The following is a 22,447-nucleotide window of genomic DNA, read 5'->3' as shown; positions in this document are numbered from 1 at the left end:
TCACCTACTCTGCTATGGAAACTCGTAACACTTCTTCCGTTGTCGTCAATCCCTGTTTCACCTTCAAAAGTCCATCATCCACAAGGAATATGGTTTTGTTGCGTACGGCGAGCTCCCGCAGTTTCGAAATCGGCTCGTCGTTCAGGATGACTTTCTTCATTTCTTCATTCATCACGAGGATTTCATGGATTGCGATCCGCCCCTTGTACCCCGTCATATTACAGGATGAGCATCCGGTTCCGCGGGTGATGTTTTCTATCTTCATGCCCCTTTTGGCAAAGATCCCGATTTCCCGGGCCGTGGCCGGTACGACCTGCTTGCAGTCGCGGCAGACCCTGCGGATCAACCGCTGTGCGACGACTCCGCTCAGGGAAGACGCGACAAGGAACGGCTCCACACCCATGTCGAGAAGACGGGTGATCGTGGAGATCGAATCATTCGTATGAAGGGTACTCAGGACGAGATGCCCCGTCAGGGATGCGCGGATCGATACCTCGACCGTTTCTTTGTCACGGATTTCCCCGACCATGATCACATTGGGATCCTGGCGCAGGATCGCCCTGAGTCCCTTCGCGAACGTCAGGCCGACCTGTTGGTTCACAGAAATCTGATTGATGCCTTCAAGCTGGTACTCAACGGGATCTTCGACGGTGATGATATTCACTTCTTCACTGTTAAGATGATTGAGTGCGGCATAGAGGGTCGATGATTTCCCCGACCCCGTCGGCCCCGTGATGAGGACGATGCCCGTCGGCTGTTTGATCAGATTCATGAATCGCTGGTGGTTCACTTTATTGAAGCCGAGCTTTTGTAGGTCATTGAGCTGCGAGCCGAGATCAAGAAGGCGCAGGACGATCTTTTCTCCGTATACGGTCGGGAGGGTGGAAACCCTGAGATCGATTGGGTGGACATCGACATTCGCCTTCATCCTGCCATCTTGTGGAACCCTGAACTCCGTGATATCCAGGTTGGCCATGATCTTCAAGCGGGCAAGGAGCATGCTCTGCATATGCTTCGGGAGATTCCGCTCTGTCCGGAGGATGCCGTCGACCCTGAAGCGGATCGCCACCTTGGTCTCCTGTGGATCGATATGGATATCACTCGCCTTTTGCGTCACTGCATTGGAGAGGATCTGGTTCACAAGGCGGACGATGGGCGACTCCGCATCGGTCACGGACGGCTCGTCGACCTGCACCTGTTCCTCACGGAAAAGCTCTTCAAACCCTTCTTCAAGGTCATAATATTTATTGATGACCTTCAAGATATCATCCTTCGTCGCGATCGCCGGATCGATTTTGAAACCCGTGGCCAATCGCAAATCTTCAATGGCGTAGAAATCAAGGGGGTCATTCATGGCCACAAACAGGCGGTCCCCCTCGGTCTTAAGCGGGATCATCAGCGTCCTTTTGGCCGTCTCCTTCGGAATCAGGTGAAACAGATTCGCCTCGAACGGATAGCGATACAGGCTGACGTGTGGAATACCGAGCTGAAACTCCAGCACTTCGATGAGCTGCTGCTCCGTGATGAAGCCCTTCTGGAGGAGGGCATCTCCCGTCTTCTGACCCTTCACTTTGTCGGCAAGCGTTTCCTGAAGCTGCTCTTCAGAGATGATCCCCGCTTCGACCAGGAGATCCCCAAGCCTTTTCCGGGTTGTCGTCATGGATGACCCTCCTTCACTTTTCTTCCTTTTTCTTTTTTGTGGCGGTTTTCACATCGGATGAATCCTTCTTATCCGCTGTTCCATTTTTGTTGCCGTCCGGTGATTGCTGCTCATCCATTGCGCCTTCTTCCTCATCGGCAGGGGCGGCGTCATCCCCTTCGATCTCGGGGGAATCTTCCCGGATGCCTTCCGTGCTTCCTTCACTGTCCGACTCACTGCTTCCATCTTCATCTTCCTGATCCTGGACGGATACGTCGTCCGATTGGGTTGCATCGGTTTCGGCGGCGTTGAGCGGCCAGATTTCCACGCGATTTGCCGGGGCGTAAAAATCTTCACTGATCCGCTCTTCATCGATCACATCTCCGTCGGAAGAATACTTATCCCGGTAGACGGTGATCAGCCTTCCCTTTTTGCCTTCTTGTGTGGTCGCTAGGACTCCCTGGGGGATGAAGGCGCTGAACTGCTTCACGACGCGCGGCGGGTATTCCTTCTTCCCGGTCGTCCTCACCTTGTATTCATACGGGCTCGCCATGCCGGAAATCTGTGCCTTCAGCGTATTGTCATGGAGGGAGAAGGTCACCGTATAAGCTGAATCCCGTGCATTCATGAATACGAGATCCTGTCCTGTGACAGGATTCACCCTCGCTTCAAGACCGAGGGTTGCATACGGCGGGAGACCCGTGGAGATATTGCGCTCGGCAATCGCAAGGTCTGTGTGCAAAATCAGCTCGTACAGCAAGGAAGCGACCGGACCGAGATCGTCGGGAGAACTTACTGAAGAACCATTTGAATCAAGAAACTCCAGGAACGAAAATCGTGCATTCGCAGGGATATCGATCACAGGATTGGCGTCGATGAACGATGAAAGCCCTGGAGTGACTTCGATCTTATCAAGCTCCCCTGCATAGAAGACATTTTCTTCCCCTTCGAAGTACTCATCCAGGTTGATCGTTTCCTCCACCTTCAGCATGGACGTGGCATCCTCAATCCTTTTTTGGAGTCCCGGGAACTGATCCAGGTGATAACCCGGGAATCGTTCTTCGATGAAGCCGTTCAATCCGGCTTCATCGATCGAAACGATCAATGGGGAATTCCCCTGTTCCTTCAACGCCCCGACAGATTCTTTGAAATGGAATGCGATGGCATCGGACTCCAGAAGGACGTCGCGGCCATCGAATGAGAGCATGATTTCCTGCTCCCCCTTCCACGACTCGACCTTCGTTTCAAGAAGCTTTATCGCCTGCTTCTTTGTTTTCCCCGACAGGTCCACTGATGCCGCCTCTGCGTTTTGTATGAATGAAACCGACGTTATTTTTTCATAAAGGAAAACACCCAGCTGCGATACACCGACGTATAAAACGGTCATGATGAACATAGGGGCCAATAATTGGATCAGGTGCCGATTTTTCATCTGATGCGCCCCCTTATCTGATGTTCATGGTCAATTCAACAAAGACGGATGGACCCGCTTCCTTGACCGATTGGATGTCCGTCCGGGTCAGCTCCGCACCCTTCGGTATGAGCAGTTCACCCTCTAGACTGAAGATATCTTCTGCCGTCTGCCTTCCGACGAGAAGTTCCATTTGCCTGTTTTCGATGTCCTTCAGCCCGTCAGCCTGCGTGGCAGCTGCTTCCTGAATGACAACCGGTTCCTCCATGACAACGACTTCCCGCGGCGTCGAAATGTCTTCCACTTCCACTTCTACGAGGGTTTCCCGGAAGTACTCGGCAGCATCTTCTTTAACGATGACGATATCCTTTCCCCACGTCAGCACATGAGGGGAATCAAGATAGTACGAGTCACTTTTGCTTTTCACTTCAAGGGTCCGGATCGCTCCGCTTTCATCGTCCACATGGAACTCGACGATTTCGCCGATCATCTGCCCCTTCCTCGTCATGAGGCGGGCATCTGTTACACGGATCTTTTTGTTCACAAGGGAGTTGGCGATGGGGATTTCATTCAGGTCGATGACAGCATTCTCATGTTCCACCGTGACGGCGTATTCACCGATCCCCACGACCTTTTTGAACGGGATGGCCCTTACGCTGATCTGCCAGTCTTCATGCTCCACTGTCAGGAAGTCGACTGATCCTTTCTCAGGGTTGACAACAAGGGAGCGGACCTTCCCGATTTCACTGCCGTCCGAAATGTTGATGATGGGTAGGGATTGGATTTCAGTACTCTTTTTCATTGATATTCTCCTATTCTAGTTCATTTGATGTTGGGCATATTGCTTTATATGGCTAAGTTCTTCCGACAAATATCCATAGGAATGGAACCGCTTTTCGATCCCGGTGATGAAGGTCGAACACTTCTCAAACTGAGCATGCGCAAGGTGATGATCAATCAACATTTTGGCAAACGTGTAGTAATCTCTGTCATGGAGGTCCGGGTGCAGGTAGGAATTCACCAGCTCCTGAAATGCTTCTTCCGGAAGGGACGTTTCTGATAAGGCGATGATCTCGAGCATCGTCTTCATGATTGGTCCGTCAATGCGCGACCGGGACACCGGCTCCTCCTGCAGATCCTCCCATTCTTCATGAGAGGGGTTGTCTTCGAGAAGGAGGTGGTCTTCCTCTTCCGGACTGGCATCAACTCTATCTTCTTCAAGAATATCGTCCTTCTCCTCTTCTGTTACCAGGGGCCCTTCTTCGATTATCTCGTTTGAAAGATCCTCGAGCCCAGGGACGGATACAGGCAGCTGACCGTCTTCCTGTTCATCCGTACTGTTTCCTTCTTCAAAGAGCTCCTCCATATACGTAGTGATCGTATCGTCTTCCTGAACGTCTTGAAGGGGAGGCTCAGCGGGCTGGATGAACATCAGTTCAGGATCTTCTTCCGATCCCTCAGCCGGTTCGGCATTTTCAAACCATGAACCCAGCATGAGCTCATCCTCTTCCAGTTCAAGTTCATCATCCGACACGGAAGTTTCCGGCTCCATTCCTTCATTCACGGATTCCACAAACCATTCGCTTTCGTCATCTTCCACTTCCAAAGGCGGCTGAACCTCGACTGTTGCAGCCATCTCTGATACCGCTTCTGTTTCCTCACGCGTATCTTCCTTCACACTATGTATGATAGGTTCTGTTTTATCCGGCTCTTTCACATCGTTCAATATCCCTGCCATGGCGCCATCTCCTGCCGGCACTAAGCTGCTGAACAAGCCTGAGACCCGCTGATCCATGAGATAGGCCATCAGGCACACGGTCACTGCCACCATAAGCAGGATCATCCAAAGGGGATAGGTGGCAGAAGCCGCCGCACCGACCATGGAAAGGAGAAAGGTACTCGAAGCTACAAGATGCTTCCCTTTCAGTGATAATCCCATGGGAACCACATACAGGATGGGGATCAGTATGATGGCGGTGATGCAGATAAATAGATAAGCCACGTTGCTCACAACTCCTCTATAAGTAAGTAAAAAGATTCATCCGATTCCAATATAATCCTAGTCTATCTCATCTATGGGTATTTTGGAATATGATAATAGGCTTATACGAAAAAAATCAAAAAAACTCATTTCTTGCAAAAAAAAGAAACGCGGCCCGTCAGCCGCGTTTCTTTTCACTTCACATATTGAGCAACCCGGTTCCGTCCAAGCTGCTTTGCACCTGTATAGAGAGCACGGTCTGCGTGCCTGATCAGAGCCAGGGGATCATCTGCATCAACCGGTGCTGTCGCAACCCCTATGCTTGCCGTGATCCTCACCATCTTCCGCCTGTCCTGACCATTCAGGGAATCATGAAGAAGGAATGGAGTATCTGCAATGTGCCGACGGACTTTTTCCGCTATCTGGAACGCCGGCTGATTTTCAATATCAGGCAGGAGGATCACGAACTCTTCACCGCCGTAACGGGCGACGGTCCCGGCAACGCCGATCAATTCCACGAGATGGTTCGAAAGTCCCTTCAGAATTTCATTCCCTCCCTGATGCCCATACGTATCATTGATGGCCTTGAAATGATCCAGGTCAAGCATGATAAGGGAAAGGCATCGGCGCTGGCCGCTCTCCAGATAATTGAATTCCAGTGCGAGAAGATCTTCGAAGTAACGGTAATTGTAAAGGTCTGTGAGGGCACATCGTTCGCTATTGTGTTTGGTCATTTCGTGATGACGCGCATTTTCCATGGCCACGCCGAAATAAGAGCATAGTATATCCACGATCATCAGCTGCATTTTTTCATATGCCTTTTTCTTCGACGTCGCAAGAAGCAGGATCCCCCTCACTTTCTGATTCCTCACGATGGGGACGCACAGGACGCTCTCCACGTCTTCCGGCATGTAGCCCTCGGCAATATCCTGCCATTCTTTCTTGGACGTGAAGAGCATGGATTCGCCGCTGTCCCACACCCTACCGCTGAGGCCCTCCCCTTTCTTCAAAGGGGGCAGATCATTCGGCATGCGCCGGCCATTTTCCACCCTTCGGATCAAAACGAGATCCGGGTCATAGCAATCGAGGATGTACGCATACTCGACAGGGAGTGTAGAAGTGATTTTCTCGATGAAGATATCCAATACTTCGGTCACCTTCAACCTCTCTGTGAGCTGGTGTCCGATCTCTCCTGCTTTTTGCAGGTAAAGGTTGATCTTCTCAGATGAATTATATAGTTTCATGATGATCGTCAAGCTGATGAACGGGACCCCGATGAGGATCGACGCAAATACCCCCAGCTGGAAGGTGAGATAGTAAAGAGAGAGGGCCAACGGAAGCATGATCATATTATAGATAAGGTCCCAGATGAAATCCTTACTGAAAAACCCAATCGGTTCCCCGACCATGAATCGCAAATAGGCATACAGAAGGATCTGATTGATGAGGACCGAAGCCACCTGATAAAACAGGATCGGCAGGATAAGGGTCTCGATTCCCTTCGATCCAACGATTCCTCCGAGTCCGAAGAATAGCAGTCCGCTGAAGAGGGAGACAAGGAAGAACATCATGGAATTGAGGGGCAGGCGATGCCAATCCTGCTTTGCCACCCTCAATCTGAATACAAATGGGATGATGGACAGCTGCATGAGTAAGATCTCGACAAACAGGCCGTATTTGATGAAGGCTGCCAGGGTCACCCACTGAATGAGGAAGATGGCCGTTCCGTTGATGACGATGGGCATGAACAGGATGATGGCTGCGAATATGATGAGGCTGATCAGCGTCCCTCCATTGCCGCTCACGTTTTCAGGAGGATACTGAAGATAGGTAAAATAGAGGCCTGCCGGTACAACAGCAAGCCACGCAATTAGAATCGATACTTTTTTACTCAACGAAAGCGGCATGGCCATCCCTCACAATATTCTGATCTCTTGCTCATCTAGTTAAATAGTCACAAGTTTACGAATATTTTATCAGAGTACCCCATTAAAGTCACTTATTAATTCTATTATTTTCTAATTTTTTCAATAAATATGGTTTTACTTCCGATAGGAAGTAGAGTGAACCCGTAATAAGAAGGACTTCCCCTTCCCTTGCAGTGGCCACATACTCTTCCACAAACTGCTTCCAATCGACTTCAACCGTTCCCCCACCTGCAAGTTCGCGCAGTTCACTGCCGGAAGCAGCCCTCGGGAAATCAAATTGCGTGAGGACCAGGTGATCGACGGCGGTTTTCAGCGGTTCGATCATCGGCTTCAGATCTTTATCTTTGAGGGCGGCGAATAAACTCGATACACGCATTCCTTGGAAGCGCTCCTGAATAGTGGAGACGAGGGCCGCCACGCCTTCAGGATTATGGGCGCCATCGAGGAAGATCAATGGGGTATCCGAGACCTTTTCCATCCTTCCAGGCCAGTACGCCTTCAGGAGTCCCCGTTTCATATGCACCGGATCGATCCGGAACCCATGTTCACCGAGAAGCCCCGCTACTTTTATGGATACGGCGGCATTTTGCACCTGATGCATCCCGAACATGGTCATATCGAACGATTCTGTAGTGCCACCCTCTTCATAGCGGAAACGTTCCCCGTCAGGTAAATGTTCCATGGAGACGGCCGAAAATCCTTCTCCCAATACGTGGAGTTGGCTATGTTTCTGTTCAGCTTGCTCAGAAATGACTGCAGCAGCTTCGGGTTGTGATACCCCCGATACGACCGGGACGCCGGCTTTGATGATCCCCGCTTTTTCAAAAGCGATGTCCTCCAGGGAGTTCCCCAAGAACTGCATATGGTCCATCCCGATGCTCGTGATGACGGAAACGAGCGGGGTGATGACGTTGGTAGAATCGAGCCTTCCTCCGAGTCCGACTTCCTCAAGTACGATGTCCGGGGTTTCATATTCGGCAAAATACAAAAAATTCATGGCCGTGATCACTTCGAATTCCGATGGTCCCCCCCATTCGGAATCCTCCATTTCCTCAGCGATCGGTTTCACGCGTTCGACGAGAGAAGTCAGGGCTTCATCGGATATCGGAACCCCATTCATGCTGATCCGCTCATTGAATCTCTCGAAATACGGAGAAGTGAACGTTCCCACTGTGTAGCCCGCTTCCTGGAGGATATTCCGCAGGAAGGTGACCGTGGATCCCTTCCCATTCGTCCCTCCGATATGGACGGCCCTGATTGATCGATGGGGGTTCCCAAGCTTCCCAAGCAGTTCTTCCATGCGCTGCAGCCCCGGTTTGATCCCCAGGCGCAAGCGTGAATGGATCCAAGTTACCGCGTCTTCGTAATGCATCATGCTGGTTGTCCTCCTTGACTTCGTAAAGAAAAAGAGGGCTGATCGGTCATCAGCCCTCTTGTCTTTGCGGTGTGATTATACCGTCTTCAACTCTTCGATCCGGGCCTTAACCGTGGCCTGTTTCTCCAAGTAGTCCTGCTCTTTTGCTTTTTCTTCATCCACGACTTTCTGAGGCGCCTTGCTTACGAATCGTTCGTTGCTCAGCTTCCCTTGTACGCGTGATACTTCCTTCGTCCATTTGTCGAGCTCTTTCTCCAGGCGTGCGATTTCTTCATCGATGTTGATGAGGCCTGCAAGTGGAAGGAATAGCTCAACTCCCGTCACGACCGCTGTCATCGCTTTTTCAGGTGCAGATGCATCAGTGGATAGCTCAAGGGATTCCGGATTACAGAAGCGCTCGATGTAGGCCGCATTCTTCTTAAGAACCGCTAGCGTTTCTTCATCTTTCGCCTTCAGCATGAGTTTGATCTGCTTGCTCATCGGCGTATTCACTTCGGCACGGATATTCCGTACCGCACGGATGATGTCCACAAGAAGCTTCATTTCTTCAGCAGCTGCATCATCTGTAAGGGCTGAATCGACTTCCGGCCAGGCAGCCACAGTGATGGATTCGCCTTCATGCGGCAGGTTCTGCCATATTTCCTCGGTAATAAACGGCATGAACGGGTGAAGAAGTCTCATCGTGTTGTCGAGAACATAGGCAAGGATCGAACGCGTCGTCTTCTTCGCGGCTTCGTCTTCCCCGTAAAGAGGCAGCTTCGCCATTTCGATATACCAGTCACAGAAATCATCCCAGATGAAGTTATAAAGGATGCGCCCCACTTCGCCGAATTCATACTTGTCGGCAAGGCGTGTAACGGTTTCGATCGTCTCATTGAGACGGGTGAGGATCCATTTGTCTGCAACCGACTTTTCACCGGAAAGGTCGATTTCGTCATGGGTCATGCCGTCCATATTCATTAAGGCGAATCGGGAAGCATTCCAGATCTTGTTGGCAAAGTTCCATACGGATTCAACCTTTTCGAAGGAGAACCTCAGATCCTGACCAGGCGAGCTTCCTGTGGAAAGGAAATAGCGCAGAGCATCTGCTCCGTACTTCTCGATGACATCCATGGGATCGACGCCGTTTCCGAGGGATTTACTCATCTTGCGGCCATCGGCATCGCGAACGAGACCGTGGATCAACACGTCTTTGAATGGGCGTTCATTTGTGAATTCAAGTCCCTGGAAGATCATGCGGGATACCCAGAATCCGATGATGTCATAGCCCGTCACGAGGGTATTGGTTGGATAGTAGCGTTTGAAGTCCTCTGCTTCAAGATCCGGCCAGCCCATTGTGGAGAACGGCCATAGCGCCGAGCTGAACCATGTATCCAGGACATCTTCCTCCTGCACCCAGTTTTCAAGATCTTCCGGAGCTTCATGGGCAACGTGGATCTCACCTGTTTCCTTATGGTACCAAGCCGGGATGCGGTGACCCCACCATAGTTGACGGGAAATACACCAATCACGCGTATTCTCCATCCAGCGAAGGTAGCTCGTTTCGAAGCGGTCCGGAACGAAATTCACCTTCTCTTCCCCGTCCTGAAGCGTCACGGCTTTCTGGGCAAGGGGATCCATTTTAACGAACCATTGCGTGGAAAGGTATGGTTCAACAACGGCTCCGCTTCGCTCTGAATGACCGACAGAGTGAAGATGCTCTTCGATTTTGAAGAGGACACCGTCTTCCTGGAGATCTTTCACGATCTGCTTGCGGCAGTCGAAACGGTCCATACCGGAGTACTTGCCGGCTTTTTCGTTCATGGACCCGTCTTCATGCATCACGAGGATGCGCTGCAGGTCATGACGGTTGCCGATCTCGAAGTCATTCGGGTCATGGGCAGGCGTGATCTTCACTGCACCTGAACCGAATTCCATGTCCACATAGTCATCTCCGACGATCGGGATCTCACGCCCTGTAATCGGAAGGATCACGGTTTTCCCGATAAGATGCTTGTAGCGGTCATCTTCCGGGTGAACGGCAACGGCTGTGTCACCGAGCATCGTCTCAGGACGCGTCGTGGCGATTTCGATATGACCGGAGCCGTCGCTCAATGGGTAGCGCATGTGGTAAAAGGCGCCTTGAACGTCCTGGTGGATAACCTCGATATCTGACAGGGCCGTTTTCGTTGCCGGGTCCCAGTTGATGATGTATTCACCGCGGTAAATGAGCCCTTTGTTGTAAAGGTCGACGAATACTTTGCGTACAGCATCGGATAATCCTTCATCAAGGGTGAAACGCTCACGGCTGTAATCAAGTCCGAGACCGACTTTCGCCCACTGCTCTCGGATGTGGGAAGCATATTCTTCCTTCCAGTTCCATGTTTCTTCCACGAACTTTTCACGGCCAAGATCATAGCGTGAGATGCCTTGATTGCGCAGCTTCTCATCTACTTTTGCCTGTGTCGCGATCCCCGCGTGGTCCATCCCCGGAAGCCAGAGGACGTCGTAGCCCTGCATGCGCTTCATGCGAGTCAGGATGTCTTGAAGGGTCGTATCCCACGCGTGGCCGAGGTGAAGCTTTCCGGTTACGTTCGGAGGCGGGATGACGATGCTGTACGGTTCCTTTCCTTCATCGGGTGTCGCTTCGAAGAACTTCCCATCGATCCACCACTTGTAGCGGCCATCCTCGATCGCCTTCGGATCATATTTTGTCGGCATTGATAATTCTTGATTTTCCATTGGTTTTCCTCCATTTCGTGCATGCATGCGGGCCCTGGGTACACATAAAAAGATCCCCCGTCCTATAAAAAAGGACGAAGGATCTCTCATTCGCGGTACCACCTTAATTCCCGGGTTTCCCCAGGCTCTCAAAGACCCATAACGGCTTTTCACCGGTTCCCACTACTTAAAGTTCACGGGAACTGCTCTCAGGCGACATTCCATTGTCTTGGCATGGAAGACTCTCAGCTTATGCCTCCCTCTCTGAATGCCAGGTTCAACGTACTCTTCCTGTTCATTGCATTTACATGTTATATAGTTATTTATTATAGTATAAGATTTGATTCAGGTTCGTCAATCATTATCGCCCATTTCGCCGTAAAATATTCATGAGAAGGCCCGTCTGACACCATTTCCCTCCCCCTTCATAGGATACAGTAGTGAAATCACCCAGGAAAGAGAGTGACCGGTATGAAGAAATTCAGCTCCCATACCCAGCCCCCCTGGCTGAGGAACACCCGTGCCATATGTAAGCAATTCATTGTCCCCTTCACCATATTCCAAGGGATACGGACGATCCTGATCCCATCCACGTTCGACGTCCTTTTACTGACCCTCTTCCTTGCGATAGCCGCTGCCATCTATTTCGACTGGATATAAAAAACAAAGCCCCGGATCCTGTCCGGGGCATTTCTTATGACGAGGATGCTTCCTCTGCTTCTTTTTTCTGCCGTTCCATTTCATCCAGCCGCATGACCACGTACTCCGTATTTTTCAAGAGCCAATAGTGACGCTGAAGCTTCTTCAGTGATTTTCGCTCATTGCGTTTATGCTTCGGGGTATGAAAATATTTCTCCACCACGGCGATCACGGAGCTCGGATAGGCAAGATAGCTCATGAACAGCTGTCGCTCCTCATTCCGGACGGCAAAATGATGAAAATAGGTCGTCAGCCATTCCACGCATTCTTCATAATACTTCGGATACGTCTTCAGCGTCCTGGACAGGAACGGGAGGAGGTCATGGAAGGGGGAGGCGACCTTGGACTGCTCGAAGTTGTGAAAATACCCCATCCCCCTGTCATCATACAGGAAGTGCTCGGAAGAAACCTTCCCGTGGGTGATGACGGTCCGGACTTTCTCGAGATCCTTCGTTTCCTCATACCATTCATCAAGCATCTTCCTCGAAAACTTCAACGCCTGTGACGCATCTTTATAATACATACAGTAATGGTACTGGAACGGCGACATATATGTGACCCGCTCACATGTATCGATATACTCATCGAGGAACTGCTGTTCTTTCTCCCATCGTGTGGTAAGCAACTCGTAGTGGGATTCCCTCTCTTCTTTATCGATCTTCACGTCTTGGGAGGAGAGGGTATGAAGGCGGGCAAGCTCCCTGAACAGCTTCTGGTGCTTCTCGAAGCGGTCTTCCCTGTCCTGATTGATGAGCCAGGGCATCACGTAGAACAGGCTGCCTTCATTCCACACCGCATAGCGGCCGTCAAGCGTAGGATAGATCGGCACGATGCGGTTATAGCCCCTTTGGAAAAGGGTCTGGATGTTGCGGACAAAATCCACCCCGTTTTGAGGAGAGAGCTTTTTGACGGCAAGGGTCCCTTTATTCGAAAACACCTTGGAGATCTTGCCGAAGCTCTCGACGAAGTAAGGTTCGACGCCATATGGCTGGAGTACGGGCCTCAATGCTTCCAGGGGTTGTTCCATGATTATCACCTTCTGCCTGTATACTCTAAAAAAGCCGGACCAACCCTAACGCGTCAGTCCGGCTTCCCTTGCACCCTTACCTAAAAGCGGGCTCCTCAGGCGGGATATACAGCACTTGACCGCCGTACACGTCCTGGTTGGCCTCGAGCTGATTCACCCTCAGCAGCTGCGGGATCGTCAGTTCATATTTCTCTGCGATGGAATCAAGGGTATCCCCGTCCTGGACGATGCATACCCGGAGCGTGGCACCCCGCTCCTCTTCCTTCCGGGCAAAGAAATCCGTCAGGGAGATCGATTCATATTTCTTCTTCTTGCCTTTGGATGTCTTCGCCGCTTCGACCTCTGAGCTTGAAGAGGATTCTTCCTCTTCCTCTTCTTCTACCTCCATGACCTCTTGGACTGGAAGCTGCACAGGCGGTTGGACCGGCTCCTGGGCGTGGTGCTGATAGGACTGGTCCTCTGACGATTCACTGAGCTCGTGCTCTGGGAGTTCAAACATCTTCTCACTTCTCATCGCTTCTGGTTCAGGGAACGATTCATACTGGATCTGGACCGGGATTTCTTCCTCTTCAGGCGTCACCCTTCCTTCAAGGACAAAAGGCTCCGTTTCCTCCGGCTCCTTCTCCTCTTCCACTTCCTCATAGGCAGGTGAGAGGGAAAAGACATCATATTCTTCCTCCCGAGGAGGCTGCTCAACGTAATCGGGTACGACCGTCTCAAGCGTCACTTCCGCCTCTTCAGCCTCCACGTCTTCCATCGTGTCGACGGCGCGGTACATCGGTTCATACAGCTCTTCTTCGACAGGCGTCTGCACCTGCTGTTCACCGAAGATCCCTGTGATGGTCAGGTCGGCATTCAGCCTGATGCAGGCATTTTCAGGCACGGCATAATCAAATGCCTCCACATACACATCGATGTCTTCCAGATTCTCGATCCGGTTCTTCGGGATCGTTACATCCACCGGGAAGCAATGAATGAACTCGAGCTCCCCCTTCTCACGGCTTTCCACCATCTGGACGTACTTTCCGCTTGCCTCCAGGATCTCATCCACCTCATAGGCTTCATCATCATCCCTCACGGAGGACGGAAGGTATTCACCGGACAGATCCAGGCTGCCTCTGATGAGGATATACTGCTCTTGTTCTTGTATCGTTATATGTGGATCTAAGGAGATGGATAATAACTCTTCAACTTCCTGTCCTTTTTTAAACCAAATTGATTCTTCCAGGGAAAATCGTAGACTCGATTGCTGCGACAAAGAAATTCCTCCTTTCATTAAGCAAAGAAATAACAAACAATGCCATTATCACTATATGGGCTCTCATGAAAGAATATGATACTGTTTGTGAACTTCCGGCATTCCCGAAAGTTCCTCCTCCTAAACATCGCCTGCACGATAGAGGGCTCAAGAGGGAATGGCGTATGCGTTTTTTCTTGGAGACGCCAAGTGAAGAAGTCATTCATCCCTATTCACTCGGCGAGACACTCCATGCTGATAGCTGCGTGAGATCCATTCAGAAAAAAGCAGATTGCATCTTCCATCAACGAATGGTAAATTTAAACAAAAAGAATGAAAGTTGGAGCGGAGGATCTTTTTGAATAAACCATTCCTATTTTTTCAGTTGATATTGTCATTGGGGATTTTCTCATACACCTTTTTCACCTTCGGATGGGCAGCGAGTTACTTGATGCTGGAGGACAAGTGGAGTGAAATGCTCATATTCAGCAAAGACGCCATGACCCCACGCGATATTTCCGATCTTGATAAACTGATCTTCGGGTTCCAGCATGCCCCACTCGTAATCACCATTCTGATTATGGTAAGTCTCCTGTATGCACTCTTCCTGATCGTCTTGATCCTCAAGCGAATCCTTCTCACTAACTATCAACCCACAAATTAAACATCATGGCGGCCACGCATCGAATGTGACTCACCATCGCATATCCCATGGAACCAAACCGTTCAAGGATTGCCGGGACGCTCAAGCTCTCCCTTCCTGTGCGGCGTGAGGAATGAATTTCACATAAAAAAGAACCGTTCGCGCCATGCGGACGGTTCTTTTCACTACAGCGATTTTTTGGAAATATACCAATCTATATACTCGATTCCCTCTTCATTCGCACGTTCTGCGGCCTCTTCCTGTGTCTCGGGTGGTGAGACCACGACTTTGTCACCCGGCTCCCAGTCGGCAGGGGTTGATACACCATGTTTATCCGTCGCCTGCAGGGCTTGGACAAGACGCACGATTTCCTTCATATTGCGCCCTGTAGTGAGAGGGTAGTAGATGATGGAGCGGATCGTCTGACGGCTGTCGATCACAAAGACTGCCCGGCTCGTCTCGACCTGGCTCTCCCCAGGCATGATCATGCCATATTTCATCGCTACCTCCTTGTCCAGATCGGCAATAACCGGAAATTCAATGGTTGTATCGAAGTTTTCCTCGATGCTTCTGATCCAAGCGATGTGGGACGATACACTATCCACGCTCAGCCCCAACAGGTCGGTATCCAGCTTTTGCAGTTCAGGGTAAATCTCCTGGAATGCGACGAACTCTGTCGTGCATACAGGGGTAAAGTCCGAGGGATGAGAAAACAATACCACCCACCTGCCCCTGTAATCAGACAAGCTTACGTTCCCCCTGCTCGTGGCGGCCGTGAATCCAGGTGCATCATCACCGATGCGCGGCATGGTATTTTCCTTTGTTTCTGTCGAGCTCCCTTCCATTGTATCTGCCTCCCTTTCTTCTGAATACAAGTACTGTACCACGTCCCACATGGCATCAATCGTCATCGCCAGAAAATGGAACGAAAGTAGGATGAAACCTGATTCAATCGAAAAAGAGGTGGGGCCCATTCTAAAAGGTACCATCTCAATACGAATACAATACGTATAGGTTCTTCATGCCGTTCATGATTTACGTGCAAGACTCCGCTTTTCACGGGTAGCCCGTGAGCCTCCTCGGCAAGCCTGCAGGGAGCCACTCTTCCCGCAGAAGTCTTCATCTTGCACTCCAATCAACCGCTGAAAACATTGAAATGGCAATGTGCATTATCCAAATGAAAAAACCGAACGACTTTGCCTGATCGCAAAATCGTTCGGGTTACTCTATGGCTGAAACACGTTTGTCCCAGACTCTTTTATGACTTATTTTTGTTTGATCTTCTTGAATGCCGCTTCTGCCGCTTCAAGGGTCTTGTCGATATCCTCGTCACTGTGTGCAGTAGACAGGAATAATCCTTCGAACTGAGAAGGCGGGAGGAAGACACCGTTATGGGCCATCTCACGATAATAGTTCGAGAACATCTCAAGATCGGATGACTTGGCTCCTTCATAATTGGACACTTCTTCATCGGTGAAGAACAATCCGATCATGGAACCGGCGCGATTGATCGTATGAGGGATCCCATATTTCTCGGCAAGCGTGTTCAAGCCATCTTGGAGGCGATCGGCGATGCGTCCGAATTCTTCATAGCTCTCCGGTGTGAGCTGCTTCAATGTCTCGAGTCCGGCCGTCATGGCAAGGGGGTTCCCGGAAAGCGTACCCGCCTGATAGATCGGGCCACTCGGAGCGATCTGCTCCATGATTTCCGCTTTCCCGCCGTACGCACCGACTGGAAGACCACCACCGATGACTTTACCAAGGCAGGTCAGGTCAGGTGTGACGCCAAAATACCCTTGTGCACAATTGTATCCGACACGGAAACCGGTCATGACCTCATCAAAGATCAAGAGGGAGCCGTACTGCTCTGTTACTTCCCTGAGTCCTTCAAGGAAACCAGGTTTCGGAGGGACAACCCCCATATTACCGGCAACAGGTTCCACGATCACGCCGGCGATGTCATCACCGAACTGTTCGAACGCATAGCGGATGCTGTCAAGGTCGTTATATGGCACGGTGATGGTATTCTTCGCGATCCCTTCCGGAACACCGGGGCTGTCGGGAAGACCGAGTGTGGCGACACCGGATCCCGCTTTGATAAGGAGGGAATCCCCATGGCCATGATAGCAGCCTTCAAACTTCAGGATCTTATTGCGTCCAGTGTATCCGCGGGCAAGACGAAGGGCGCTCATGGTCGCTTCCGTACCAGAAGAAACCATCCGGACGACTTCGATACTCGGCACGCGCTCGATGACGAGGTTCGCCAGTTCATTTTCGATCTCGGTCGGTGCACCGAAGCTTGTTCCATTTTCGGCTACCTTCTTGATTGCTTCCACTACGCGGTCGTTGGCGTGTCCAAGGATCAGTGGTCCCCAGGAAAGGACATAATCGATGTAGTCATTGCCATCGATATCGTAGATTTTGGAGCCCTTACCACGTTCCATGAAAATGGGATCCATATCAACGGATTTAAATGCACGTACCGGACTGTTCACTCCGCCCGGCATCAATGTTAATGCCTCCTGAAAGGCTTGCTTTGATTTTTCATACGATCGCATCGTTCCATTCCTCCCGTTCCAATTAAGATTCAGATAACCATCTAGCTGCGTCTTTGGCATGATAGGTGACGATCAAGTCGGCTCCTGCACGTTTCATGCTCACCAATTTCTCCATGACGATGCCTTTCTCGTCGATCCAGCCGTTTTGTGCGGCCGCTTTGACCATGCTGTATTCACCGCTCACGTTATAGGCGACAACAGGGGCATTGAAGCGATCCTTCACATCACGCATGATATCAAGATATGACAGGGCCGGTTTGACGATTAGGAAATCGGCACCTTCCTCAATATCCGACTGCGCTTCCCGTAATGCTTCCAGGCGATTCGCCGGATCCATCTGGTACGTCCTGCGGTCTCCGAATTGAGGAGTCGAATGGGCCGCATCACGGAACGGACCGTAGAAGCTGGATGAATATTTCACGGCATAGGACATGATGGGAACATCGGTGAAGCCCGCTTCATCGAGACCGTGACGGATGGCCGCTACGAATCCGTCCATCATATTGGACGGTGCGATGATGTCGGCACCCGCTTCTGCCTGGCTGACAGCCGTTTTCGCAAGCAGGTCAAGGGTCGGATCATTCAGGATCTTCCCGCCTTCGACGATGCCGCAGTGACCGTGGCTCGTGTATTGGCATAGGCATGTATCTGCAACCACCACGATTTCCGGGTAGCGCTCCTTCACGAACCGGGTCGCCTGCTGGACGATGCCGTGATCATGGTAGGCCTGTGAGCCCATTTCATCTTTTTCGGCAGGGACGCCGAAGAGGATGATGGATTTGATTCCAAGGGACACGATCTCGTCCATTTCGGCTTGGAGATTGTCCATGGATATATGATAGACATCCGGCATGGAAGGGACAAGACGGCGGATGTTCTCCCCTTCTACAACGAATAGTGGGTAGATAAGATCTTCTTTCCGCAAATGCGTCTCCCTCACAAGCGCACGCATGTTTTCGGTTTGACGCAGGCGGCGGTGACGATTGAATTGTAATTCAGACATAGTGTAACCCTCCTAAAGGAAATCAGTCGTGCTGTTGGATATAGGTTTTAATGGCTTCTACCATTTCATTTACAGTATAAACCTTTGGGCTGATTTTTACATGTAATCCGTACTGTTCGGCCGTTTCTTTTGTGATCGGACCGATACAGGCCATGGGGACGCCCTCGATGAAATGCCCGAGGGAATGGGATTTGACCACCTTCATGAAGTGATGGACAGTGGACGAGCTTGTGAATGTGATGATATCCGCTTCCTTCCGTTCAAGGACATGTTTGAGGATATCACCGCTCTCCTCGGGAAGCACCGTCTCATAGACGATCCATTCGTGACACGTCATTCCGGAACGATTCAACTCCTCGCTGATCACGTTGCGGGCGAGGTTGCCTTTTGGCACAAGGACCTTGGCATTCCCGTTTATCGCTTGAATGAACTCACTGGCGAAGGCATCACCCGTGTATTCTGTTGGAATGAAATCAATGGGGATTCCCCGTTTTTCACAATAATTGGCGGTCTTCTCCCCGACAGCCGCACATCTCACTCCCAAAGTCGACAGGGAGACCCCCATGCGGTCCATGGCCTCCAGGAAAAAATGAACCCCGTTCTTACTTGTGAAGAGAATCCAATCGTATGTATGTAGGGAGCCCCCCCATTCTTTCTCCGAGGGATCGATCCGGGCTTCGAACTTCAAGAGGGGCACCACAACCGGGATGCCCCCTTCCGCTTGAATTCTTGAAGCCGTTTCACTGGCCCCGGATTGACCGCGGGTGATGAGGACCTTTACACCATCTAAAGGCTTACCCCCGCTCATTACTGGTCAAGCTCCTCTTTCACCTGGTCGATCAGCGCCTTGGCTCCTTGATTCGTCAGACTTTCTGCCACGGCCTCACCAAGCTCCTCCGGGTCATGACCGACGATGTACTCCTTGTAGATCGTCTGTCCATCAGGGGAAGCTACAAGACCGGTGAGAGCGATGGATCCGTCGGGCTTTTCTTCCGCGAAGCCGGCGATCGGAACCTGGCACCCGCCTTCCATCTTATGAAGGAACGCGCGCTCTGCCGTGACCGTCCTGGTCGTTTCTCCACAGGCAAACTGCTCGAGGAGCGCCAAGAGCTCTGAATCACTCTCGCGGCACTCGATGGATAGCGCGCCTTGACCTACAGCCGGCAAGCAGAGATCAGGATCCAGGAACTCCGTTACCACGTCCCTGGTCCACCCCATGCGTGAGAGTCCAGCCGCTGCCAGGATGATGGCATCATATCCATCTGTTTCGAGCTTCGAGAGACGTGTGTCGATATTCCCACGGATCCATTTGATTTCGAGGTCCGGTCTGACGGAAAGAAGCTGGGCTCCGCGGCGAAGGCTGCTTGTTCCGATGATGGATCCGGCCGGCATATCCTTCAGGCGAACATGATTTTTGCTGATGAAGGCATCCCTGAAATCCTCACGCTCCGGGATGCACCCGATGGTCAGTCCTTCCGGCAGGACCGCAGGCATATCTTTCATGCTGTGAACGGCCATGTCGATTTCACCGTCGAGCATCGCCTGTTCGATTTCTTTGACGAAAAGACCTTTTCCCCCGACTTTTGATAGGGTCACATCAAGGATGCGGTCTCCCTTTGTGACGATTTCCTTCAGTTCGAAATCGAATGAAGGATTCAGCGCCTTCAGCTGATCGATCACCCAATTGGACTGGGTGAGTGCTAGTTTACTACGTCTAGAGCCTACAATGATTTTTCTCATAATGACCTCCCCAAAAACTTAAGAATACCAGAAATGGAATGATGACAGCCTGCTTCCGAGGAAGAAATTGATCAGGATGATCAGGAATGCTGCCACATTCAGGAGTGCTAGGTTCTTGCCGAATACATTTTTCTTCAGTCGCAGATAGAGGAAGATCCCGTATAGAATGAGGAGGATGAATGAGCCGATGATCTTCGGATCATACCAGACAAAATCCGGAAGCCGTATATATGCCCACTGCAGTCCCAGGATGAGACTGAGGAGGAGCATGGCCACCCCGATGGCATTCAGTATGTACGAAAACATCTCAAGCCTCGACAGATCCGTGATCCTCCAAAGCCGTTGCCCCCACTTCTTCTCCTTCAGCAGTTTGAACTGCAGAAGGTAGAGGAGGGAAAAGACGAATGACAGGGAAAACGCTCCATAAGAGAGGATCGCCATCGTGATATGGATGAGGAGCAGTTCCGATACAAGCTGCTCCGCCATGGCCTGGGATTCGATCTGAACCGGTGCGAACGTATGGATCGCCATGATGATGAAACCCAGGATATTGGTGAAGAATACGATGAAATCGACACGGAGGAAGCGGTTGATCACCAGCGACAGGGTGATCAGGATCCATGCGTAGAAATATAACCCTTCAAATATCGTAAGGACAGGGAATCTTCCTGTGTCCATCATATAGAGAAATAAAAAAATTGTTTGAAGGACCCAAACAATCGCAAGGAGCCAGAAGGCCACTGTGTTGGCCTTCCGGTTTTTGTTTAAAAAATCGATGAAGTAAAAAAGAATGCTAATGGCATAAAGGACGATCATCAGTTCATGCAGTCTGGTCATCGTTTGTTCAAACATAGACTCCAACCCTCCTTAAAATTGAAAAGAAGGTTGCGGTGATAGCGAGTGACTGCTCTCATTCTTTTCTTCCGACTCTTTGGCCTGTTTCTGTTGGAGCACCTGCTCTTCGATGTTGAAGATATCGATGAACAGATCCAGTTTTTCTGATGCGTCAGATTTCCCGGCGAATTCCTTCGCCTGGAGGATCGGATCCTTCAGCAGCTGGTTGATGATGCTCTTTGTATGCTTATTGAGCACCTTGCGCTCACGGTCGGTAAGATTCGGCATCTTGCGCTCGATGCTGACCATCGTTTCGGCCTGGATCGACAGGGCTTTCTGACGAAGAGCGGAAATGACTGGAACGACGCCCAGCATATTGAGCCACTCTTTGAAGGCGAGGATCTCCCCTTCAATCATGATTTCAATCTCCTCGGCGGCTTTTTGACGCTCGGCCAGATTGGCTTCGACGATGTCTTCAAGGTCATCGATATCATAGAGGAAGACGCTTTCGAGTTCCGCGATGGAAGGATCGAGGTCCCGCGGCACGGCGATGTCCACCATGAAGAGGGGACGGCCTTTCCTCATGCGCTCCACATGGGCCATCGTTTCTTTCGAAAGGACAAAATCCTTCGATCCGGTAGAACTGATCAGGATATCGGCTTCGACGAGGGAGCATTGGAGCTCCTGCAGCGTCTTCGCCTGTCCATCAATCTTACCGGCAAGTGCTTCGGCTTTTTCGAACGTGCGGTTGATGATGGTGATCTGTGTTGCACCGCTTCCCTGAAGGTTCTTGATGGCCAGTTCCCCCATCTTTCCTGCACCCAGGACAAGGACGTTCTTTTTGTTGAGGCTGCCGAATACTTTCTTGGCAAGCTCGACAGCCGCATAGCTGACGGATACGGCGTTGGACCCGATCTCGGTTTCGGCATGACCTTTTTTCCCGAGTGTGACGGCCTGCTTGAATAGATGATTGAAGACCGTACCGGTCGCTCCCGCCTCTTGTGCAAGAAGGAAGCTTGAGCGGACCTGTCCAAGGATCTGAGTTTCCCCAAGGACCATGGAGTTGAGGCCGGTAGCCACCTTGAAGAGATGTTCCACCGCTCCCTCCTGTTCATAAATGAACAAATAAGGGGAGAATTCCTCTTTATCTATATCAAACCATTGGGATAAGAAATCTTTAATATAATAGCGGCCTGTATGAAGCTGATCGACCACCGCATACACTTCCGTGCGGTTGCATGTGGAAACAATCACATTTTCCAGGATGCTTTTTTTCTCCTTCAGCGCCTTCATGGCCGAAGCAAGATCAGTTTCATTAAAAGATAGACGTTCACGAATCTCTACAGGGGCCGTTTTATAATTTAAACCAACTACGATTGTATGCATAAGTGCGTGACACCCCCAAATTAAAATCATTCTTATTATAACATGTCCTACTGCATCACTCAGGATAAAATGTGAACAGAAAATGAAACCTATGTTTGCCATGGAAAGCGGATTGCTTGAAACTTACCCATGGTTTGTTTTACTGTATAATTGGGTTCTTCTTTCAATCTGTAAGCATTTACATTCCGCTGCAAAAAAGACGGACTTTCGACAAGTCCCACCTATGTAGAGTATCAAATCACACTATAAGAATCAAGTGAGTGAATCACGAAAAACAGTCATTCCA

The 22,447-nt window shown here is 50.7% G+C and carries 19 protein-coding genes and 1 other annotated feature; of the genes, 3 read left to right on the top strand and 16 right to left on the bottom strand.

All coding sequences use genetic code 11. The features are described 5' to 3' along the window. Positions 1–4 precede the first annotated feature (4 nt). From AF331_RS01300 to AF331_RS01270, 7 genes are all read right to left on the bottom strand, one after another. Entirely contained in the window at positions 5–1,660 is a 1,656-nt protein-coding gene (locus AF331_RS01300; RefSeq protein WP_053426425.1) for a GspE/PulE family protein, read from the bottom strand. Positions 1,661–1,673: 13 nt separating this feature from the next. Then, complete coding sequence (locus AF331_RS01295) at positions 1,674–3,071, bottom strand: VanW family protein (RefSeq protein ID WP_053426424.1); 1,398 nt, start codon at positions 3,069–3,071, stop codon at positions 1,674–1,676. Between the two features lie 13 nt (positions 3,072–3,084). Further along, positions 3,085–3,852 carry a PRC-barrel domain-containing protein gene (locus tag AF331_RS01290; RefSeq protein ID WP_053426423.1) on the bottom strand — a complete coding sequence of 256 codons (768 nt, stop codon included), beginning with the start codon at positions 3,850–3,852 and terminating at the stop codon, positions 3,085–3,087. Between the two features lie 15 nt (positions 3,853–3,867). Further along, the gene (locus AF331_RS01285) at positions 3,868–5,052 is read right to left on the bottom strand and encodes a hypothetical protein (RefSeq protein WP_053426422.1); all 1,185 of its coding nucleotides are present in this window, start codon (positions 5,050–5,052) and stop codon (positions 3,868–3,870) included. A 173-nt stretch (positions 5,053–5,225) separates the two neighbouring features. Next, complete coding sequence (locus tag AF331_RS01280) at positions 5,226–6,926, bottom strand: sensor domain-containing diguanylate cyclase (RefSeq protein ID WP_327205369.1); 1,701 nt, start codon at positions 6,924–6,926, stop codon at positions 5,226–5,228. A 100-nt stretch (positions 6,927–7,026) separates the two neighbouring features. Further along, a complete protein-coding gene (locus tag AF331_RS01275; RefSeq protein ID WP_053426421.1) occupies positions 7,027–8,334 on the bottom strand; it encodes a bifunctional folylpolyglutamate synthase/dihydrofolate synthase in 1,308 nt (435 codons plus the stop codon). Between the two features lie 75 nt (positions 8,335–8,409). Continuing rightward, entirely contained in the window at positions 8,410–11,055 is a 2,646-nt protein-coding gene (locus tag AF331_RS01270; RefSeq protein ID WP_053426420.1) for a valine--tRNA ligase, read from the bottom strand. A gap of 67 nt (positions 11,056–11,122) precedes the next feature. Then, positions 11,123–11,342: a binding site (T-box leader), on the bottom strand. Between the two features lie 163 nt (positions 11,343–11,505). Here AF331_RS01270 and AF331_RS01265 point away from each other — a divergent pair. After that, complete coding sequence (locus tag AF331_RS01265) at positions 11,506–11,694, top strand: hypothetical protein (protein WP_048006254.1); 189 nt, start codon at positions 11,506–11,508, stop codon at positions 11,692–11,694. 34 nt (positions 11,695–11,728) lie between these two features. On the opposite strand, the gene ysxE is transcribed toward AF331_RS01265, so the two are convergent. Both ysxE and spoVID read right to left on the bottom strand, forming a co-directional pair. Further along, the gene (gene ysxE / locus AF331_RS01260; RefSeq protein ID WP_053426419.1) at positions 11,729–12,760 is read right to left on the bottom strand and encodes a spore coat protein YsxE; all 1,032 of its coding nucleotides are present in this window, start codon (positions 12,758–12,760) and stop codon (positions 11,729–11,731) included. A 76-nt stretch (positions 12,761–12,836) separates the two neighbouring features. After that, positions 12,837–14,018, bottom strand: a complete 1,182-nt coding sequence (spoVID, locus tag AF331_RS01255; protein ID WP_053426418.1) for a stage VI sporulation protein D — start codon at positions 14,016–14,018, stop codon at positions 12,837–12,839. Positions 14,019–14,083: 65 nt separating this feature from the next. On the opposite strand from spoVID, the gene AF331_RS22275 reads away from it, so the two are divergent. Continuing rightward, complete coding sequence (locus tag AF331_RS22275; protein ID WP_160316474.1) at positions 14,084–14,359, top strand: hypothetical protein; 276 nt, start codon at positions 14,084–14,086, stop codon at positions 14,357–14,359. After that, entirely contained in the window at positions 14,338–14,661 is a 324-nt protein-coding gene (locus AF331_RS01250) for a DUF4306 domain-containing protein (protein WP_082346650.1), read from the top strand. The genes AF331_RS22275 and AF331_RS01250 overlap by 22 nt, the downstream gene beginning before the upstream one ends. A 164-nt stretch (positions 14,662–14,825) precedes the next feature. On the opposite strand, the gene AF331_RS01245 is transcribed toward AF331_RS01250, so the two are convergent. The 7 genes from AF331_RS01245 to hemA form a co-directional block, all read right to left on the bottom strand. After that, positions 14,826–15,485, bottom strand: coding sequence for a peroxiredoxin (locus tag AF331_RS01245; protein WP_053427727.1), 660 nt, complete (start codon positions 15,483–15,485; stop codon positions 14,826–14,828). A 420-nt stretch (positions 15,486–15,905) separates the two neighbouring features. Further along, positions 15,906–17,198 (bottom strand): glutamate-1-semialdehyde 2,1-aminomutase, encoded by a 1,293-nt coding sequence (gene hemL / locus AF331_RS01240; protein ID WP_053426416.1) that lies wholly within the window; start codon positions 17,196–17,198, stop codon positions 15,906–15,908. A gap of 22 nt (positions 17,199–17,220) precedes the next feature. Continuing rightward, positions 17,221–18,201 carry a porphobilinogen synthase gene (hemB, locus tag AF331_RS01235; protein WP_053426415.1) on the bottom strand — a complete coding sequence of 327 codons (981 nt, stop codon included), beginning with the start codon at positions 18,199–18,201 and terminating at the stop codon, positions 17,221–17,223. A gap of 22 nt (positions 18,202–18,223) precedes the next feature. Further along, a complete protein-coding gene (locus AF331_RS01230; RefSeq protein WP_053426414.1) occupies positions 18,224–19,009 on the bottom strand; it encodes a uroporphyrinogen-III synthase in 786 nt (261 codons plus the stop codon). Beyond that, positions 19,009–19,941, bottom strand: coding sequence for a hydroxymethylbilane synthase (gene hemC / locus AF331_RS01225; RefSeq protein ID WP_053426413.1), 933 nt, complete (start codon positions 19,939–19,941; stop codon positions 19,009–19,011). Before hemC ends, AF331_RS01230 begins: the two co-directional genes overlap by 1 nt. Positions 19,942–19,959: 18 nt before the next feature. Then, positions 19,960–20,793, bottom strand: a complete 834-nt coding sequence (gene ccsA, locus AF331_RS01220) for a cytochrome c biogenesis protein CcsA (RefSeq protein WP_048006263.1) — start codon at positions 20,791–20,793, stop codon at positions 19,960–19,962. 15 nt (positions 20,794–20,808) lie between these two features. After that, positions 20,809–22,161, bottom strand: coding sequence for a glutamyl-tRNA reductase (gene hemA, locus AF331_RS01215; protein WP_048012654.1), 1,353 nt, complete (start codon positions 22,159–22,161; stop codon positions 20,809–20,811). Between the last annotated feature and the right edge of the window lie 286 nt (positions 22,162–22,447).

Origin of the sequence: Rossellomorea marisflavi (genome assembly GCF_001274775.1) — a bacterium.
Classification (GTDB): Bacteria; Bacillota; Bacilli; order Bacillales; family Bacillaceae_B; genus Rossellomorea; species Rossellomorea marisflavi.
This window is presented reverse-complemented; position numbering and strand designations above follow the sequence as displayed.

Excerpts from the sequence above, each read along its gene's own strand:
- AF331_RS01230 (WP_053426414.1), bottom strand. The coding sequence starts at position 19,009 with ATGAGCGGGGGTAAGCCTTTAGATGGTGTAAAGGTCCTCATCACCCGC.
- hemL (WP_053426416.1), bottom strand. The coding sequence starts at position 17,198 with ATGCGATCGTATGAAAAATCAAAGCAAGCCTTTCAGGAGGCATTAACA.
- AF331_RS22275 (WP_160316474.1), top strand. The coding sequence starts at position 14,084 with ATGAAAGAATATGATACTGTTTGTGAACTTCCGGCATTCCCGAAAGTT.
- AF331_RS01300 (WP_053426425.1), bottom strand. The coding sequence starts at position 1,660 with ATGACGACAACCCGGAAAAGGCTTGGGGATCTCCTGGTCGAAGCGGGG.
- AF331_RS01245 (WP_053427727.1), bottom strand. The coding sequence starts at position 15,485 with ATGGAAGGGAGCTCGACAGAAACAAAGGAAAATACCATGCCGCGCATC.
- AF331_RS01290 (WP_053426423.1), bottom strand. The coding sequence starts at position 3,852 with ATGAAAAAGAGTACTGAAATCCAATCCCTACCCATCATCAACATTTCG.
- AF331_RS01265 (WP_048006254.1), top strand. The coding sequence starts at position 11,506 with ATGAAGAAATTCAGCTCCCATACCCAGCCCCCCTGGCTGAGGAACACC.
- ysxE (WP_053426419.1), bottom strand. The coding sequence starts at position 12,760 with ATGGAACAACCCCTGGAAGCATTGAGGCCCGTACTCCAGCCATATGGC.
- AF331_RS01270 (WP_053426420.1), bottom strand. The coding sequence starts at position 11,055 with ATGGAAAATCAAGAATTATCAATGCCGACAAAATATGATCCGAAGGCG.
- ccsA (WP_048006263.1), bottom strand. The coding sequence starts at position 20,793 with ATGTTTGAACAAACGATGACCAGACTGCATGAACTGATGATCGTCCTT.
- hemB (WP_053426415.1), bottom strand. The coding sequence starts at position 18,201 with ATGTCTGAATTACAATTCAATCGTCACCGCCGCCTGCGTCAAACCGAA.
- hemC (WP_053426413.1), bottom strand. The coding sequence starts at position 19,941 with ATGAGAAAAATCATTGTAGGCTCTAGACGTAGTAAACTAGCACTCACC.
- AF331_RS01275 (WP_053426421.1), bottom strand. The coding sequence starts at position 8,334 with ATGATGCATTACGAAGACGCGGTAACTTGGATCCATTCACGCTTGCGC.
- AF331_RS01295 (WP_053426424.1), bottom strand. The coding sequence starts at position 3,071 with ATGAAAAATCGGCACCTGATCCAATTATTGGCCCCTATGTTCATCATG.
- hemA (WP_048012654.1), bottom strand. The coding sequence starts at position 22,161 with ATGCATACAATCGTAGTTGGTTTAAATTATAAAACGGCCCCTGTAGAG.